At 51.8% G+C, this 15,542-nt stretch carries 15 protein-coding genes; 10 read left to right on the forward strand and 5 right to left on the reverse strand.

The window, feature by feature from the left end; all coding sequences use genetic code 11:
- Positions 1 to 25: 25 nt before the first annotated feature.
- The gene (locus tag IEW12_RS27685; RefSeq protein ID WP_188569395.1) at positions 26 to 634 is read right to left on the reverse strand and encodes an FMN-dependent NADH-azoreductase; all 609 of its coding nucleotides are present in this window, start codon (positions 632 to 634) and stop codon (positions 26 to 28) included.
- Positions 635 to 1,117: 483 nt separating this feature from the next.
- On the opposite strand from IEW12_RS27685, the gene IEW12_RS27690 reads away from it, so the two are divergent.
- Entirely contained in the window at positions 1,118 to 1,984 is an 867-nt protein-coding gene (locus IEW12_RS27690) for a pirin family protein (protein WP_188569396.1), read from the forward strand.
- On the opposite strand, the gene IEW12_RS27695 is transcribed toward IEW12_RS27690, so the two are convergent.
- Positions 1,971 to 2,951, reverse strand: coding sequence for a LysR family transcriptional regulator (locus IEW12_RS27695; RefSeq protein ID WP_188569470.1), 981 nt, complete (start codon positions 2,949 to 2,951; stop codon positions 1,971 to 1,973). The genes IEW12_RS27690 and IEW12_RS27695 overlap by 14 nt on opposite strands.
- A 179-nt stretch (positions 2,952 to 3,130) precedes the next feature.
- Between IEW12_RS27695 and IEW12_RS27700 the strand changes: the two genes are divergently transcribed.
- Complete coding sequence (locus IEW12_RS27700) at positions 3,131 to 4,111, forward strand: LysR family transcriptional regulator (RefSeq protein WP_188569397.1); 981 nt, start codon at positions 3,131 to 3,133, stop codon at positions 4,109 to 4,111.
- Here the strand turns inward: IEW12_RS27700 and IEW12_RS27705 are convergent.
- Entirely contained in the window at positions 4,108 to 5,046 is a 939-nt protein-coding gene (locus IEW12_RS27705; protein ID WP_229751396.1) for a LysR substrate-binding domain-containing protein, read from the reverse strand. The genes IEW12_RS27700 and IEW12_RS27705 overlap by 4 nt on opposite strands.
- Positions 5,047 to 5,149: 103 nt before the next feature.
- Here IEW12_RS27705 and IEW12_RS27710 point away from each other — a divergent pair, with 103 nt between their 5' ends.
- From IEW12_RS27710 to IEW12_RS27740, 7 genes are all read left to right on the forward strand, one after another.
- Positions 5,150 to 5,848: a pirin family protein gene (locus IEW12_RS27710; protein ID WP_188569398.1), complete on the forward strand. Its 699-nt coding sequence runs from the start codon at positions 5,150 to 5,152 to the stop codon at positions 5,846 to 5,848.
- An 18-nt stretch (positions 5,849 to 5,866) separates the two neighbouring features.
- Positions 5,867 to 6,283, forward strand: a complete 417-nt coding sequence (locus IEW12_RS27715; RefSeq protein ID WP_229751397.1) for a DoxX family protein — start codon at positions 5,867 to 5,869, stop codon at positions 6,281 to 6,283.
- Positions 6,284 to 6,371: 88 nt separating this feature from the next.
- Complete coding sequence (locus IEW12_RS27720; protein ID WP_188569399.1) at positions 6,372 to 6,557, forward strand: hypothetical protein; 186 nt, start codon at positions 6,372 to 6,374, stop codon at positions 6,555 to 6,557.
- Between the two features lie 376 nt (positions 6,558 to 6,933).
- Positions 6,934 to 8,673 carry a CocE/NonD family hydrolase gene (locus IEW12_RS27725; RefSeq protein ID WP_188569400.1) on the forward strand — a complete coding sequence of 580 codons (1,740 nt, stop codon included), beginning with the start codon at positions 6,934 to 6,936 and terminating at the stop codon, positions 8,671 to 8,673.
- A gap of 77 nt (positions 8,674 to 8,750) precedes the next feature.
- On the forward strand, positions 8,751 to 9,539 hold the full coding sequence (locus IEW12_RS27730) for an enoyl-CoA hydratase/isomerase family protein (protein ID WP_188569401.1): 789 nt from the start codon (positions 8,751 to 8,753) through the stop codon (positions 9,537 to 9,539).
- Positions 9,540 to 9,685: 146 nt separating this feature from the next.
- Entirely contained in the window at positions 9,686 to 11,422 is a 1,737-nt protein-coding gene (locus IEW12_RS27735; protein WP_188569402.1) for an AMP-binding protein, read from the forward strand.
- Between the two features lie 124 nt (positions 11,423 to 11,546).
- A complete protein-coding gene (locus tag IEW12_RS27740) occupies positions 11,547 to 12,350 on the forward strand; it encodes an enoyl-CoA hydratase/isomerase family protein (RefSeq protein ID WP_229751398.1) in 804 nt (267 codons plus the stop codon).
- A 75-nt stretch (positions 12,351 to 12,425) separates the two neighbouring features.
- Here IEW12_RS27740 and IEW12_RS27745 read toward each other — a convergent pair whose 3' ends face one another.
- Positions 12,426 to 13,091, reverse strand: coding sequence for a TetR/AcrR family transcriptional regulator (locus IEW12_RS27745; protein ID WP_188569403.1), 666 nt, complete (start codon positions 13,089 to 13,091; stop codon positions 12,426 to 12,428).
- Between the two features lie 356 nt (positions 13,092 to 13,447).
- On the opposite strand from IEW12_RS27745, the gene IEW12_RS27750 reads away from it, so the two are divergent.
- The gene (locus tag IEW12_RS27750) at positions 13,448 to 14,380 is read left to right on the forward strand and encodes a LysR family transcriptional regulator (protein ID WP_188569404.1); all 933 of its coding nucleotides are present in this window, start codon (positions 13,448 to 13,450) and stop codon (positions 14,378 to 14,380) included.
- 348 nt (positions 14,381 to 14,728) lie between these two features.
- On the opposite strand, the gene IEW12_RS27755 is transcribed toward IEW12_RS27750, so the two are convergent.
- Positions 14,729 to 15,145 carry a hypothetical protein gene (locus IEW12_RS27755; RefSeq protein WP_188569405.1) on the reverse strand — a complete coding sequence of 139 codons (417 nt, stop codon included), beginning with the start codon at positions 15,143 to 15,145 and terminating at the stop codon, positions 14,729 to 14,731.
- Positions 15,146 to 15,542 lie beyond the last annotated feature (397 nt).

The following is a 15,542-nucleotide window of genomic DNA, read 5'->3' on the forward strand; positions in this document are numbered from 1 at the left end:
GAATGGTCATGGCGATGGCGCCACCTCAAGCAGCTAGCGCGGCGAACTCTTTCTTTGCCGATTCGATGACTCCATCACGAGCCTCTGGACCGCCCATCGCCACACCTTCGGCGCGAATGAAGGAGATATCTGTGATACCCAAAAAGCCGAAGGCCGCCTTCAGATAGGTTTCCTGATGGTCGTAGGAGGCTGCAGGGGATCCTTGGCTGTAAACGCCGCCACGTGACGAGGCGATGACCAGCTTCTTGCCGCCGCACAGTCCGACTGGGCCATGTTCCCCGTATCTAAACGTCTTGCCGGCAACGGAGATACGATCGATCCATGCCTTTAGTTGAGAGGGAATGCCAAGGTTGTACATCGGCGCGCCGATGACCACAATGTCTGCAGCCAGGAACTCATCAAGCGCAGCCTGGCCCGCAGCAACGTCAGACTTCAATGTTTCGTCGACAGGAGCGCCTTGCGCAGCAGCGAGATGTGCTGCTGTCAGATGGCCGATCGGTGTGACCGCAAGGTCAAGGCGAGTGACCGCAAATTTTGGTTGGCGGGCGAGGAATGTGGCAACGACTTCCGCAGAAAGTTCACGACTGACAGAACCTTGTCCTAGGATACTTGAATCTAAATGTAGCAATTTCATTATAATGATCTCCAAAATGGCAAACGACCCGTTTGCAAGAAATCGGATAATAGGCTTCGACTTACGATCTGAATAGTAGTTATTTTTAGATGTAATCTATCGTTTTGACCGATACACACTGGCGCTGTGATGCAGCATCTTTGTACATTCTCGCGATCAACTCGGAAGAATTTTACGGAGACGGGCATCATGTTGTTCGCAGTCCTGCCCCATCCCTTCCGGCACTGTTTTTTTGAGGCTACGCAGGGGAAACTCAACTAACTCCTGTTTTCGAAATGGCATTTATGTTTCTTTCATCGGCTACACAGATGGATAGCATCTAAATTTTTCGTCTTTTAAGATGGATTGCTAACCTATATTCTTTCGCCAACGTTGCACCTCCAAATCAGCGCATGGGTACATCATGATGAGCTTGTCGAGTTGACTGGGGCTGCGGTAAACCGATCACGGTACTTAGGTACTTATCATGGCATGGAGAAAAAGATGGCAGTTCATATAGAAAGCACGCAATCCGAGAGGGGCAATCAACAGCAACGAACGGTTGCGCTCCGTACACGAGGACAGGCACATGGGGCCATCACACGATTGGTAAGCCCCGGAGACATCGGCGAATTGATTAAGCCATTTGTATTTCTTGATTATTTCGAAGCAGATGCAGCAGACGCGCCAAAGTTTGGATTTCACCCACATTCCGGCATTGCGACATTGACGCTGATTTTGTCCGGCCAGGCTTTTTACAAAGAAACGACAGGACGCGAAGGCGTTATCGGTTCTGGCGGCGCGGAATGGATGCGAGCAGGTAGCGGCGTCTGGCATACAGGGGGCTTACACGGCAATGAGCGCGGCAAAGGATTTCAGCTATGGATTGCGATGCCGCCAGAACTCGAATTAGCCGATCCTCATAGTCAGTATCTCGAAGCCTCTGCCTTTCAAACTGTCGGACCTGCTCGAATCATCATAGGCGAATATGAGGGACAAAAAAGTATTGTCGCCGCGCCTGCAGGTATGACCTACCTGGACGTACGGCTGAAGGCTGGCGAGCGCTGGAGTTTCTCTCCATCCAAAGGCCATAATGTGACTTGGATCGCAGTTCATGACGGGCAGGTGTCGGCAGTTGAACGGATATCCTCAGGTGAGCTCGCTGTTTTTGAAGAGTCCGAAGACGAAATTCACTTTGAAGCTATTTCTGACACTGGTTTCGTGCTCGGCTCCGCGATCAAACACCCGTACGACTTGGTCGCAGGATACTACTCCGTTCATACCGATGTTGAAGCACTTTGGCAAGGTGAGCTCAACATTGCGCAGATCGGTAGTCGATTGCAAAGTCAGGGTCTGATCAAGCAGGCTTAATGCTGCTCTCGGTGCAGGCTGGTAAGACTTCCTTTTTAGCCGGCCCGGGGTACAGCCTTTGATTGAGGGCTTCAAATCCCGCAACGAGGGCATCAAGCAGATTGCGCACGGCCGGAACCATGCCTCGCCGCGTGGCGAAAACTGCGTGCACAATACCAGGCTTTGTTGCAAGTTCCGGCAGAAGGTGCCGTAGCCTACCGGACCGAATGTCTTCATCCACGAATTCCCTGGGTAGCAGTGCCACGCCAGCGCCCAGTATCGCCGCGCTACGCAGGCTGGCGATATCGTCCGTCGCCAGGCGAGGATGATGCGCCAGCGATATGGTGTGACCGTCGGAGTCGAGCATATTCCAGATGTATCGCTCACTACTATCGGCCATCGTAACGGTTGGCCAATCCTTTAATGAGTCGATAGAAGTAGGAGTGGGGTACCGCTCAACCATGTTTGGATTAGCAACAAGAATGAAGGTAGATACTCCCAATTGCCGAACTGCGAGTTCGGCGTCCTCTAGCGGTGGGCGCCTGACTCTAATGGCAAAATCCAAGCCTTCCTCGATGACATCGACTCTACGATTTGTTGCATCGACGAGAACTTGGACCTCGGGATTGTCCGAGAGGTACTGCGAAATGATGTCCGCGATACCGAAGCTTAGTAGCGCGACCGGGCAACTGATTCGCACTGTGCCCTGGGGTTTGGTTCGCGTCTGATCCACAATCTCCTTGGCAGCTTTGGATTCCGCGACCAGTGCAAGACAGTGCCGGTGAAACTGTCGCCCGATTTCCGTCAACGACAGGTTACGGCTGGTACGGTTGAGCAGACGAACTCCTAGCTCCTCCTCCAAAGCACGAACATGGCGACTGAGCTTGGACGTTTGGAGGCCGAGACTGCGGGCGGCGGCGGTAAAACTTCCTCGTTCGACTACTTCAACAAATAGTCGAAGGTCATTGAGATCTGTGATTTGGTCGATCATTCTTGTTTGCAGGCCCTTATCGTTCCATCTGAGGTAATGATACGTTGCAAATCAGGATATATGCAAACAATCACAACTTCAGTAGCATCGGCTGAATTTCTGATCTTGCATGTTGCAAGACTCAAAAAAATAAAATCATTAATCCATCGATTGTTTCGATGTGTATTGGGGGAGATATGTTAGACGGTGTTTCATTGGATCAATTGCGCACGTTCATTGCTGCGGTCGATGAGGGCAGTTTTTCGGCTGCATCCCGTAAATTGTTTCGTGCGCAATCGGTCGTTAGTGAGACGATCAACAATCTCGAAGAGCAGATTCGTATACTGTTGTTCGACCGCTCGGGACGCTATCCCAAGCTGACACCGGCCGGTGTCGAACTTCTGGCCGACGCTCGCAACATCATCACCGGTGTGGACATGTTTAAGGCGCGGGCAAAGGGAATGGCTGCTGGCCTGGAACCGGAGCTCTCGATTGTTGTTGACGTGTTCTACCCTATCGATGCGGTTACCCAAGTGGCGAAAGCATTTCGTCAGGAGTATCCAGGTGTCGCTTTGCGTATCTATGTCGAGGCCCTTGGCGCCGCACTTCAGCCTGTTCTTGAGGGGCGTTGCAGCGTCGGTATTGTTGGCTCGTTACCTGTCATTCCAGACACACTTACCAGCGAACGTTTGCCTGGCATTTCGCTGCTCATGGTCGGAGCAAGCGACCATCCTTTGGCATTGCATGAAGGAAAAATTGCAAAGGACATCCTCGCTAAGCATACACAGATCGTCCTGACGGATCGGTCAGACTTGTCGACGGGACGTGATCTCGGCGTCATGTCCCCGACGACCTGGCGGCTGGCCGACCTCTTCGCCAAGCATCATTTTCTATTGAATGGTTTAGGGTGGGGCGGTATGCCTTTGCATATCGTGCGCGACGACATCGAAAGCGGTCGTTTATCTGTGTTGCAGATTGAAGACGTGCCACCTGACGGATTGACCTTGCCCATGTCGGCCATCTGGCAAACGAAATCGCCGCCCGGCCCCGCCGGCAGATGGTTTATTGATCGCTTAAAGGAAATCCCGTTGACGAATGACTTCGCAGTAAAACGCACCAGAGCAGTAGAAAAACATGGAGACATCGAAGCGCGCATTCATTTTGAACCCATGTCTTAGTTTTGGTCGGTGGATGATGATGCAGTGAAACCCGTTGCTAGAGCGTTTAGCAAGCTACGTACTGCGGGCACCATGCCACGGCGGGATGGGAAGATGGCATGGACACTACCCTCCGGCGTAGTCAATTCCGGCAACACCTGAATAAGCGTTCCTTTGTTTAGATCATCTTGCACCAGTTCCTTTGGCATTTGCGCGATGCCCGCGCCGCGCAGAGCTGCATCGCGCAGCGTGGCGAGGTCATCTGTCGCCAATCGGGGCGTGTGCTCGAATGAGATCGGCTGCGGTGCGAGGAAATGCCATTGATACCGCTCGCTTGCATGGGCCGTGGCAAGCGTAGGAAAGAGGCGTAGTTCGTCTAAAGTTGTTGGCACTTGCTGGGTGGCTATCAAGCTTGGGGCGGACACCAGAATTCGGTGCGACTTCGCCAATGGCAGCATCGCCAGATCTGAGTCCTCCAGCGGCAGCAACCGTACCCTGATGCTTATATCAAAACCTTCTTCGACGACATCAACGCGTCGGTTGGTCGCGTCGAGCACGATACGGACGGCAGGATTGTCGATCATGTATTGCGACAGGATGGGCGACACTTGGCCGTGCAGCAAGCCGGGCGGGCAACTGATCCGAACCACGCCTTGGGGTGAGGCGCGCGTCTGATCGATCGCCAGTTTTGCTGCTTGTGCCTCCGCTACCAGAGCAACACAGTGGCGATGAAACATCTTGCCGGCATCCGTAAGAGATAGCCGGCGCGAAGTACGGTTTAAGAGCCGGACGCCGAGTTCCTGTTCGAGAGCGGTCACACGGCGGCTGAGCTTCGATGTCTGTAAGCCCAGCTCTGTCGCGGCGGAGGTATAGCTCCCGTGGCTCACTACGGCGGCGAACAAGCGCATGTTGTTTAGGTCTTGGATGTCCATAGTAATGGTTAAACCTTCAATCATTCTATTGCCGACAATGGTTCTTTGAAAAATTGGATATTTATCTGGAACCGTTTCGATTTTACACTCGAATCCGTCAGGCCTTTTTAAATTTTCTGGAGATGCAATGCTTCAACATAGACCACGAACAGAGCTGGACGGAGGTGATTTCGGTTGGCTAAAAGCAAAACACCATTTTGTTGTCAGCGACAAGGGCAACTTTACGCATCATGCACTGGGTGCGCTCGTAGTCTGGAACGATGACGAGATCGCGCCCGGGACGGGTTTTCCATTGCATGGCCACAAAGATATGGAAATCATTTCTTATGTGAGGCAAGGGACAGTATCTCATCGAGATAACACGGGAAATGAAGGGCAAACCGCTGCTGGAGATGTTCAGGTTATGAGTGCTGGCTCCGGGATCCTCCACGAGGAATACAACAGCGGAAGTATCCCCCTAAAGCTGTTCCAGATATGGATACGGCCGCGTGAGCCTGGCGGAGCGCCGCGTTGGGATACCAGACCATTTCCGAAAGAGGATCGTGCAGGACGTTTGGTTCCGCTTGCTAGCGGCGTGCCGAGCGACGACGGGGCTTTACTTATTCGCGCGGACGCTCGTGTTTTAGGGGCGGCTCTCAAGGCGGGCCAGCGAGTAGATTATTTCCTGGGCATTGACAGTAACGCTTACCTGGTACCTGCTCTCGGCACACTGACGGTCAACGGAGTACGCGTAGAAATGGGCGACGGCGTGGCAATTATTGGCGAGACTCACATCACCATTGAAGCAATCGAAGACTCTGAATTTATTCTGGTCGAAGTGCTGTGAAGCGCTTATCCACTTTTCGTGAATACTGAAATCATGCACAAACGTTTCTTCCCTTTCGTCGGGCGCTTGCCTAACGGCGCGCCATTCATCGAGAGCGGACGTTCCAAGATTTTCGCCTTTGCGCTGACGGTTGCTCATATCGCCGCGGTCGGTTTGCCGTCAGCTTCCTTGGCCTGGCTTGTTGCTGCACTGGTGGAGATCAGCGGCGGAGCTCGGCTGTTAGCCAATCACCTCACCCGGCCAGCCGTATTGGGGATGATAGCCTTCTTGATCGCAACTGCAATTTTTTTTCACAGTAACTTAGCTTACCAAAATCAGATGTTTCACTGTCTCAAAAATTTGATGATGGCCGGCGGCCTTCTACAAATCGCCTATTTTGGTACGGCTCCGCTGAGTCTGGATGAACGCAAGAGTAATAAGCCTGCTGTTGTTTAAAACTATCGCTGTAGATTGGAACAAGATAATGCGTCGCATACACCAAGTAAGTGCTGGTCTTTACACGGCAAACGAGTCAATTAAAAGTTTGAGTAATACATTGGCCGATGATGGCCCCAAGGCAGAGGACAAGAAGGAGCTAACAGATGATGGCGGCATCCACGACTTGCAGCACGAGTATGTCGCAGCGATGCGCGCACGACGTGAGTTGCAGCTATTGAAATCTTCCCTGAAAGTCAAACGCTCGCTGATCTATAGCTTAACGCAAGCGTAGGTCGTTCAAGGTGATCAACCTTTCGTGTCCTTAGGTCTGACGTTGCGCAAAGACTTTGCAGTAATGGGCAGAATCCGGTCTCTCAAAATGCGTTCGGAGCGTCGGTGAACCCAAAGGCCTTAAATGCGGAGCAGTGATCGCGGAACCAATACGCTACCTATTGACGATAAGGTACTGGCTTTAAATTGACGTTGACAAGCCTAAGCAAAGCAATATACTTTACGAGTGTAAAGTTTAAAAACAGACTGATAGCTTTGCTCACTTGGTTGTGACCGACGCAATTAATCAGCGAAGAAAGAAATCTGCGGTGGAACCCGGAAGCGACGTTTCTTTGTGGGACCACTAATCAATATCTATTAACGATGTGGGCGGAGACATGATAGAAGAACGTGATGTGATCGTGACTATGCGCGACGGGATACGTCTCGCTGTGGATGTATATCGGCCGGAAGGGCCTGGCAAATACCCAGTGCTCTACGCCTCTGCACTGCATAACAAAGATCTTCAGGGACCAGACATTGCGGACGTACTGCCGCCTCAACCGGCCCAGGCGCCGCTTTGGTTTGGCCCGATTGAAGCCGGCGACACGCGCAGATTCATCGCCAATGGCTATATTCACGTCATCGCACAACCGCGCGGTTCAGCGAAGTCGGAAGGGCACTACGGCGAGGAGCAATCTGATCATTACGACATGATCGAATGGATTACGCAGCAACCATGGTCAGATGGGAAAGTCGGCATGGTGGGTATCTCGGGCTTCGCGGGCGAACAATGGCGCGCCGCTGCGCAACAGCATCCGGCGCTCAAAGCAATTTTTCCGTACGATGCGTGCAGCGCGTATGGAGGAATGTTTGGCTTCCGTGATTTCAATCCGGGCGGTGTCGTACACACTTTCCCATATTTGCTCGACGTATTCAGCACGGTGCACGAGCCGCGCGGCACGCCTGGCGAATTGCCTGCAAAGCAGCAAGAGCTGTGGGAAAAATCCATCAGCAACCCTGATTACAAGATGTACATTAATTTGTACAACATCCTGACCCAAAAGGGACAGAGGACTAGGGTTATGTACCACATCCTCACTAACCCATGGGAAGAAGAGGGTACGGTCGAACAAGCCGAGAAGAATTTCAAGGCGATCAAGATCCCCTACTATACCGGCTCGGGGGCATATGCTTACACCTATAAGTTGCACTGGCTCGGTGCGCAACATTACTTTCAAAATGTCGACCAGCCCCGAAAATTGATTTTTACGGGGCCAGCGCATCTGGAACGACCTTTCCACCAGTATCACGACGAAGTCATTCGTTGGTACGACTATTGGCTGAAGGGTATAGACACCGGCATCATGAATGAGCCACCGGTACGCTACTGGGTCATGGGAGCGAACGAATGGCGTACCGGCACGGACTGGCCCTTGCCCGAAACTCAGTGGGTGAAGTATCACCTTTCTGGCTGGGAAAGACTGACAACCGACGCACCGCGCCCCGCTGACCAGGTAGGCGCGGCGGCGCGTGAGCCCGATGTCTTCACACAAATGCCGCTCAAGAAGACCAGCCGGGTTGAATGCCTTCGCTACATGACAGAACCTTTGGCGCACGATGTCCTGGTGGCCGGCCCCATCTCACTGACGCTGTATGCAGAGATCGATCAGCCCGATACCAACTGGTTCGTGGTGCTCAAGGACGTTGGCCCCGATGTTTCAGTGGTCACCGCGCGGGTTGGTGAGCGTGCCGTATCGGAGGATCTGCCGGAGCGAGAATTGACGCGTGGTTGGCTGAAAGCATCGTATCGGGCGACAGACCCGGAGCGCTCCAAGCCATGGGAACCGTTTTACAAGCTAACGCGCAGTTCTATCGAACCGGTTACTCCGGGAGAAATCGTCAAATACGAGATACAGGTAATAGCTACCGCAAACCAGTTCAAGGCGGGACACCGTATTTGTCTAGAGATCTGCAGCATGGATGCGCCAACCGGAACAGGCGCGATGACCGATGTCGAATACATTCCGTATCACGTGTGCAGCAGCACGACGGTCACGCACAAGATCTACCGTGATGCAGAGCGCCCGTCGCATTTGCTGCTGCCGATTATTCCGCTGATCGCACAACCCGTATAGAGCAGGTAGTATCCATCCCGCGCCGATTCCGGGATGGATCTGTCATTTATCGACCTGAACGCGAAAGACACGTTTCCATGAAAAGCATACGATTTGAACGCAATAACGGCATTGGCAGCATTATCTTGGCTAATCCTCCTTTCAACCGCTTAGATACTCGCTTTGCGCAATGCCTTGAAGAAGCCGTTCGCGAAGCCAGTCAGAGCGACATCCGTGTGCTGGTAGTGCGCGCGGAGGGACCAAATTTCAGTCTTGGCGGTGAGGTTCGCGAATGGCCGGGCAAGGATGTCAACTGGTTCCGCACTTTTGTTGCAGCGATCAATAGCTCATATCGCACAATTGAGTCGCTACGTGTCCCTACGGTAGCGGTTGTACAAGGAGCAGCCTTTGGAGGCGGGTTTGAGCTTGCCCTCAATTGCGACTTCATCGTGGCAGCCCACGATTCCGTGTTCCGCTGCGTTGAAGTCACTACAGGGATGCTTCCGCTTGCCGGCGCCTTGCAACGGCTTGCTGAGCGAGTGGGACGTAGCCGTGCATCTCGCTTTTCCATGCTGGGAGAGCCGATTCCAGGAACCTTGGCCGGTGAACTTGGAATTGCAACGCACGTGGCGAAGGCGGATGACCTGGAGCGTGTCGCGAATGAGTTGGTTATTCAACTGGCAAACGGGCCGACGCGATCGTATGCGGCAACGCGCACGCTGCTCAAAGCCTGGTCGAGCGGTGGCGTGGCCGCAGCCGATGCGGTGATGCTCGATATCACAATTGACCTGCACGCCAGCGAAGACGTAACTCGCGGCTTTCTCAGTACGGCAGCCGCATTCGAAGCAGATATGGTTCCGCCCGATATGATTTTCTTTGGAAAGTAGGGCCGAAAAATCTGTAGCGAGTTCGGCGTGAGCCGCCTTCGACGGTAACAGCTAGCCATAAACATGCACAACGCCAGGAGGCGGGCGCAAGATAAAACATGACATTCCATTGGGTCTCGCGAGACCCGATAGGAGGAGATAGTTCGATGACAATAGTGTTAGATGAATTCGCGCTGATCGCGCCGCGTAACGGCATTTCCTATGTGCGTGGCTCGACGGCAATTGAGCTCAGTGAAGAAACGATCGGGCAACTGCTTGCCGGAACTGCGCAACGCTTTCCTGATCGCCCTGCAGCCGTTTTTCGTGGTCAAGGCATACGTTGGACATGGAGTGAATTTGCTGAAGAAGTTGATAGGCTCGCGGTAGCGCTGGTCGAAATAGGTATTGAGAAAGGTGATCGAGTTGGCATCTGGTCGCCGAATCGAGCTGAATGGTTGTTGACCCAGTTCGCCACGGCACGCATAGGCGCAATACTTGTCAATATCAATCCCGCCTATCGGGTCGTCGAGCTCGAATATGCGCTGAACAAAGTTGCATGTAAAGCGATCATTTGTGCCGAGCGTTTTAAATCGTCAAATTATTTGGAAATGCTGTTGGAGATTGCTCCGGAACTCGCTGCACAGCACGCGGGCCGACTTGACGTTGAGCGTCTCTCCGACCTGCGCATTGTCGTATCCATGGACGGCAGCGACCTGCCTGGTGTGCTGGCGTTTTCAGACCTGATGGCGCGCGGTAGTGCGGCGCTTGAGGGTGGTGCCGGGGCTATTCTTGCTGCTCTGGACGCCGAACTATTTTCCGATGAACCCATTAATATTCAATTTACGAGCGGTACGACCGGCGCCCCCAAAGGTGCGACGCTGACGCATCGCAACATCGTCAATAACGCACGCTATGTAGCAATGGCAATGCGATTGTCCGAAGCGGACGTGTTATGCGTTCCAGTCCCACTCTATCATTGCTTCGGCATGGTATTGGGCGTGCTCTCGTGCGTGTCCACCGGAGCAAGTATGGTATTTCCTGGAGAATCATTCGATCCTGGAGTAACTCTCGCCGCTCTTGCTGAAGAAAATTGTACGGCGCTGCATGGCGTGCCGACGATGTTCATTGCCCAGCTCGAACATCCGGATTTTGCTTCTTTTAATCTCAGTCACCTACGCACCGGCATCATGGCAGGATCTCCGTGTCCGATTGAAACGATGAAGAAAGCAGTGGCGAAAATGCATCTTGCCGAGATTACGATAGCTTATGGAATGACAGAAACCAGCCCCGTCTCGTTTCAAAGCTCGACCACCGATCCGCTGGATAAACGGACTACGACAGTCGGACGTATCCAGCCCCATCTCGAAGTAAAAATTGTCGATGAGTACGGCAGCATTGTCCCGATCGGTGCTACGGGTGAGTTGTGCACGAAAGGATATTCGGTCATGCAGGGCTACTGGCGCGATGAAGAGAAAACACATGAGAGTATTGTTGATGGATGGATGCATACAGGGGATCTGGCAACGCTGGATGCTGACGGCTATTGCAATATCGTCGGCCGCCTCAAGGATATGCTGATTCGCAGCGGAGAGAATATCTATCCGCGAGAAATCGAAGAATTCTTGTTTCGTCATCCAAAGATCCAGAACGCGCAAGTATTTGGCGTGCCCGACAAGAAAAATGGCGAGGAGGTTTGCGCCTGGGTTGTGCTACGCGAAGGTGAAACAGCGACGGTAGAGGAAGTCAGGGAGTTTTGCCGTGGTCAAATCGCCCATTTCAAAGTGCCAAGGTATGTGCATTTCGTCAGTGAGTTGCCCATGACCGTGACAGGCAAGGTGCAAAAGTTTGCCATGCGCGAACAAATGATTCGCTTGCTAGAAGTGGAAGAACAGAAGACGGCATGACGATGCTGGTTACTGCCATGTCGACGTTAAAGCCGCTTTGGATGCATATAGGTTCACGACCGGCTGGCTAGTAGAGCGTAATGAATTCAGCGCTATAGGCGTTATTACAATAGAGGAGCTATGCATGAGCGTACAGCCGGTCATATCGGAATCTGTGCTACTCGATATCCAAGACGGCGTGGCACGAATAAGCTTGAATCGTCCTATGCGCAATAATGCGCTGGATCTTGAGAGCGCGCGTTCATTTTTGTCTGCGGTTGATATGATCGCTGATGATCCTACTGTTCGAGTCGCATTATTGACTGGCGTCGGCCGCTGCTTTTGCGTTGGCGGCGATGTCGTCAAGTTTTCGCAAGACCCCGAGAGTTTGGCATCGCAGCTTGACGCGTTGCTCGGTATTCTCAATACGGCACTGCTCACATGGACAAACTTGCCGCTGCCCACTGTGAGTGCCGTCAATGGACCGCTGGGTGGAGGCGGCATCGGCCTTGCTCTCAGTTCGGACATTGTTTTTGCTGCCGAATCGGCAAAATTGCGTGGTGGATATGCCGGTATCGGGCTCACGCCGGATGCTGGGGCCACTTGGTTTTTGAATAGGCGCATAGGCCCTGTAAGGACCAAGCAGCTTTTCCTTCTCAATCGGCCAATGACAGCTGCGCAATGTCTGGATATGAGGATTTTCGATGCGGTCTTTCCCGACAACGTGCTAGGCACAGAGGTCGATCAGCTACTCGCTGAACTTGTACGCGGCCCGACGTTAGCGTTTGTACGTATTCGGCAAGTATCCGATGCTGCACCTCATCAAAGTCTTGCAAAACAACTTGCGATGGAACGGAAGCTGATTGTGGAATCGGGTGAATCGAATGATGCGCAGGAGGGAGTTATTGCATTTGCTGAGCAGCGCACGCCCCGATTTTTTGGATGTTAGCTCCAAATTATTGAATTTTCATTGATTCGCCCAAGAATTGGTGAACGAATGAAAAACAGGAGAATGGAATTTTGATTATTGACCGCGGTGACCAGAAGCCTTATTAAAAATAACGGTCTCTAGCAGCGCCCAGTAGTTCGCTACTACAGCGGGGTTTTCCGGGGAGCGTCCTGAAGTCGCAGACATGTCGGCGCCCAATGATGACAATACTGTGGTCATGCCGATGAGCATGTAGTGCAGTAACACCGGATCGCCGGGCGGGAGATCACCGCTAGCTTGAGCGGCTTCGATCTGCGGTAGTAATCGACTCATCAGCGGTTTCAAGAGATTCTCTGCGAGCCAAGCCATGCGCGGATTCCCTGAATGGCTCTCGCGAAGTATGAAATGGTGAAGGTCAGGGAAGTCTAGAGTGACCTTGAAGAAAGCTTTGTACTCTTCGCGAACTCGCTCAATAGGTGCCATTTTTGTGTCTGCCGGCACGCCTTCATCCCACAGTTCGACGATGAGATTAAAAACATGCTCGGCGACTGCCTTCCACAAAATTTCCTTTGTTCGATAGTGATAGGTAATTAATGGATGCTGGAGGCCGGTTCGCTCGGCAATTGTACGAAGACTAGCAGCGTCGAACCCTTTGTCCGCGAACTCCGGCAACGCGGCCTTTAAGATCGTCAAGCGTGTTTCAACTGCGCGCTGTTGCTCGCGTCGCCTGGAGGTCGGCTGGGGTTTGGTCGGAAGGCTCATAACGGATTGATTAAGCGGATTTGGCCAAAGCTACATCTTGCATTGCGATGCCCCTAGTTGTCTACCTTTCCATGAAGTCTTACCCTGATCCTTCCTGGGGTTCGTCTTTCTAATGGGCTGAAGGCGAAAGCGGAGAACGGATCGCAGGCTGCGACGTGATCGAGGAGACCTCACTCAGATCGAATGGAATTCGGAACTGAGTGGAACGCGATTAGGTAGTGGTGCTCGACAAGCAATCGAGGCGGATCGAACAGACTGGATCGATTCACGAGCATTAAAACACAGAACTAAGTGCTAAAGAATTTGATCAATAGCATTCAAATAAATAGTAAACACAGGCTTAGTGGAGAAATTACATGGACAGATTGACTTCAATACGGGTTTTTTCTGAAGTTGTTTCACGCGGCAGTTTCATAGGGGCCGCCCAAGCTCTTGAAATGTCTACCGCGGTGATCACTCGCCACGTTGCCCATCTTGAGGAAACTGTCGGAATTCGGTTGTTGAATCGAACCACACGAAGTATGTCGCTGACTGATGCCGGCCAGACTTACTACGACTGCATTCGCCAAATTCTCGTTGACCTAGAGGAGGCGGATGCACTTGCCGCATCAGCCTCCTCCAAGCTAACTGGAACCCTTCGCATTAATTGTCACATCGGATTCGGTCAATTGCAATTGGCTCGTCTGCTGCCTTTGTTTTCAAGGGAGTACGAAAATATCGCCATCGACGTCAAACTTACTAGCAAGGCGCTGGATTTAGTGGGTGAGGCGTATGACATAGGTATCTTCATAGGATTGCAAAACTTCAGCAGCAATATGATTTCCAGGCAGTTGGGCATCTCAGAAGTAATACTGTGCGCCTCTCCGGGCTACATCAAGGAAAAGGGCATGCCGCAAAAGCCGGAAGAACTTTCGTCGCATGCCTGCCTCAATTTTGATTATGAGCAATTGAAACATTCCTGGCACCTGGTCGGTGAAAATGAGTCCAAAGACATTGCAATTACTAGCAAAATTACGTCGAACAATGGTGAGTTATTGCGCTACTGCGGATTGGCGGGGATGGGAATCTTGATGCGCCCAAGCTTTAATCTTGGCAAAGACCTCGCATCAGGAAAACTGGTAAGAGTTTTGCCGGACTACAATCTTGGTTCTTTTTCGGTAACGCTGGTTTATCCCACTAAGCGCCTCATGCCGGCCAAGGTACGCGGTTTCGTGGACTTCATGGTTCGCCATTTTCCTGATCCCGAACGAGATCACTGGCTCTCATCGGATCAAAATCTGTATGAGTAAAATTGTTTGGTTAACTGCGCACGGAAAACACAGTGCCAGCCTACACGCAGCGGCAAACACCTGATGTGATCAACAAATATTCTCTCCATCTTTCTATCTGGTTAAAGATGAAGATCGGCAAAATTCGCAAGCAGCGACTTAGCTTGAAAAAACTACACTTGGATCTGATGGAATTGGGATTCGAGGTGGCGTAAGACCGCGCGGCAGCGTTCGCCAGACAGTGGAGGCGGGTCAAACAAATCGGGTCATGTCCGGGTCCCAAAAAAACACTGGGAAGTTTTAAAGTTTTTAAGGGTAATCACTGGATAGACAAGGGACGGGTGCCACTTTTATGCGTGGCTAATAACATTAACTTCTTCGAATAATATTATGAATAAATCTAACATCAGTATCGCCATGAGTTTCTGCTTTTGGTGCCCGCGCGTCCGAAGTGGCGCCGGCATATGGCCCCCAGGTTGGTAGCACCTCAATGACTGAATAGTCATCGGTCGATAAGCATTGCCAAAAATGGACATGAACACTTTCATAGTCTCCCATGTAGGAGCGCTGCAATGATGGTGAGGGCAGAGCCATTATGCTCCCATTGATAATGGGGTCGAAGCGCTTGATCTCCGTCAAAGCTAACATATCAAGGACCTCAAGAACGGCATTTTTCAGATGATTTCTTGATTCGCATTCAGTTGGAAATCGTTCAGGAAATTGTTTTGCGAGGACCCAAGATGCTTCATCCCAGTTTCCTTTTTCGAAAAAATACTTACGTTCCATGATGTACTCCTAAAAAAATAGAACCTAATGCAGCCGCCTGATTATAGGAGTGGCGGCTTCAAAGACATTGTGCAATATTGTTAAATGCAAAGAGTTGCAGGCATTGACTCTGCGAGCACCATATGCTGTGCTTCCAACGGTTCAAGCTATTGATGAGACGCCATTCCGGACTATGGTCCGGCTCACGTATCGAGTCACGACGTAGGAGCTTTCAAGTTGAAAAAATAACACCCTCAGTCCATGGTGCCGGATGGTCACTCAAAAGAATAGAATCTTACGCGTTGGAGAGCAATTTCCTGGAATCGTTAAATCTTGTGTCCGAGCCTTACCGTTCGGAAATTTTGGTCTACTATTCCAATCATTGAGCGCAAAGAGTTTGATCCCATTCAACCTCGAA

The organism is Parundibacterium terreum (genome assembly GCF_014636315.1).
Lineage (GTDB): Bacteria > Pseudomonadota > Gammaproteobacteria > Burkholderiales > Burkholderiaceae_D > Undibacterium > Undibacterium terreum.

Bases quoted from the DNA above. Each gene is read 5' to 3' on its own strand.
- IEW12_RS27685 (WP_188569395.1), bottom strand. From the start codon at position 634: ATGAAATTGCTACATTTAGATTCAAGTATCCTAGGACAAGGTTCTGTC.
- IEW12_RS27690 (WP_188569396.1), top strand. From the start codon at position 1,118: ATGGCAGTTCATATAGAAAGCACGCAATCCGAGAGGGGCAATCAACAG.
- IEW12_RS27700 (WP_188569397.1), top strand. From the start codon at position 3,131: ATGTTAGACGGTGTTTCATTGGATCAATTGCGCACGTTCATTGCTGCG.
- IEW12_RS27705 (WP_229751396.1), bottom strand. From the start codon at position 5,046: ATGATTGAAGGTTTAACCATTACTATGGACATCCAAGACCTAAACAAC.
- IEW12_RS27710 (WP_188569398.1), top strand. From the start codon at position 5,150: ATGCTTCAACATAGACCACGAACAGAGCTGGACGGAGGTGATTTCGGT.
- IEW12_RS27725 (WP_188569400.1), top strand. From the start codon at position 6,934: ATGATAGAAGAACGTGATGTGATCGTGACTATGCGCGACGGGATACGT.
- IEW12_RS27730 (WP_188569401.1), top strand. From the start codon at position 8,751: ATGAAAAGCATACGATTTGAACGCAATAACGGCATTGGCAGCATTATC.
- IEW12_RS27735 (WP_188569402.1), top strand. From the start codon at position 9,686: ATGACAATAGTGTTAGATGAATTCGCGCTGATCGCGCCGCGTAACGGC.
- IEW12_RS27740 (WP_229751398.1), top strand. From the start codon at position 11,547: ATGAGCGTACAGCCGGTCATATCGGAATCTGTGCTACTCGATATCCAA.
- IEW12_RS27745 (WP_188569403.1), bottom strand. From the start codon at position 13,091: ATGAGCCTTCCGACCAAACCCCAGCCGACCTCCAGGCGACGCGAGCAA.
- IEW12_RS27750 (WP_188569404.1), top strand. From the start codon at position 13,448: ATGGACAGATTGACTTCAATACGGGTTTTTTCTGAAGTTGTTTCACGC.
- IEW12_RS27755 (WP_188569405.1), bottom strand. From the start codon at position 15,145: ATGGAACGTAAGTATTTTTTCGAAAAAGGAAACTGGGATGAAGCATCT.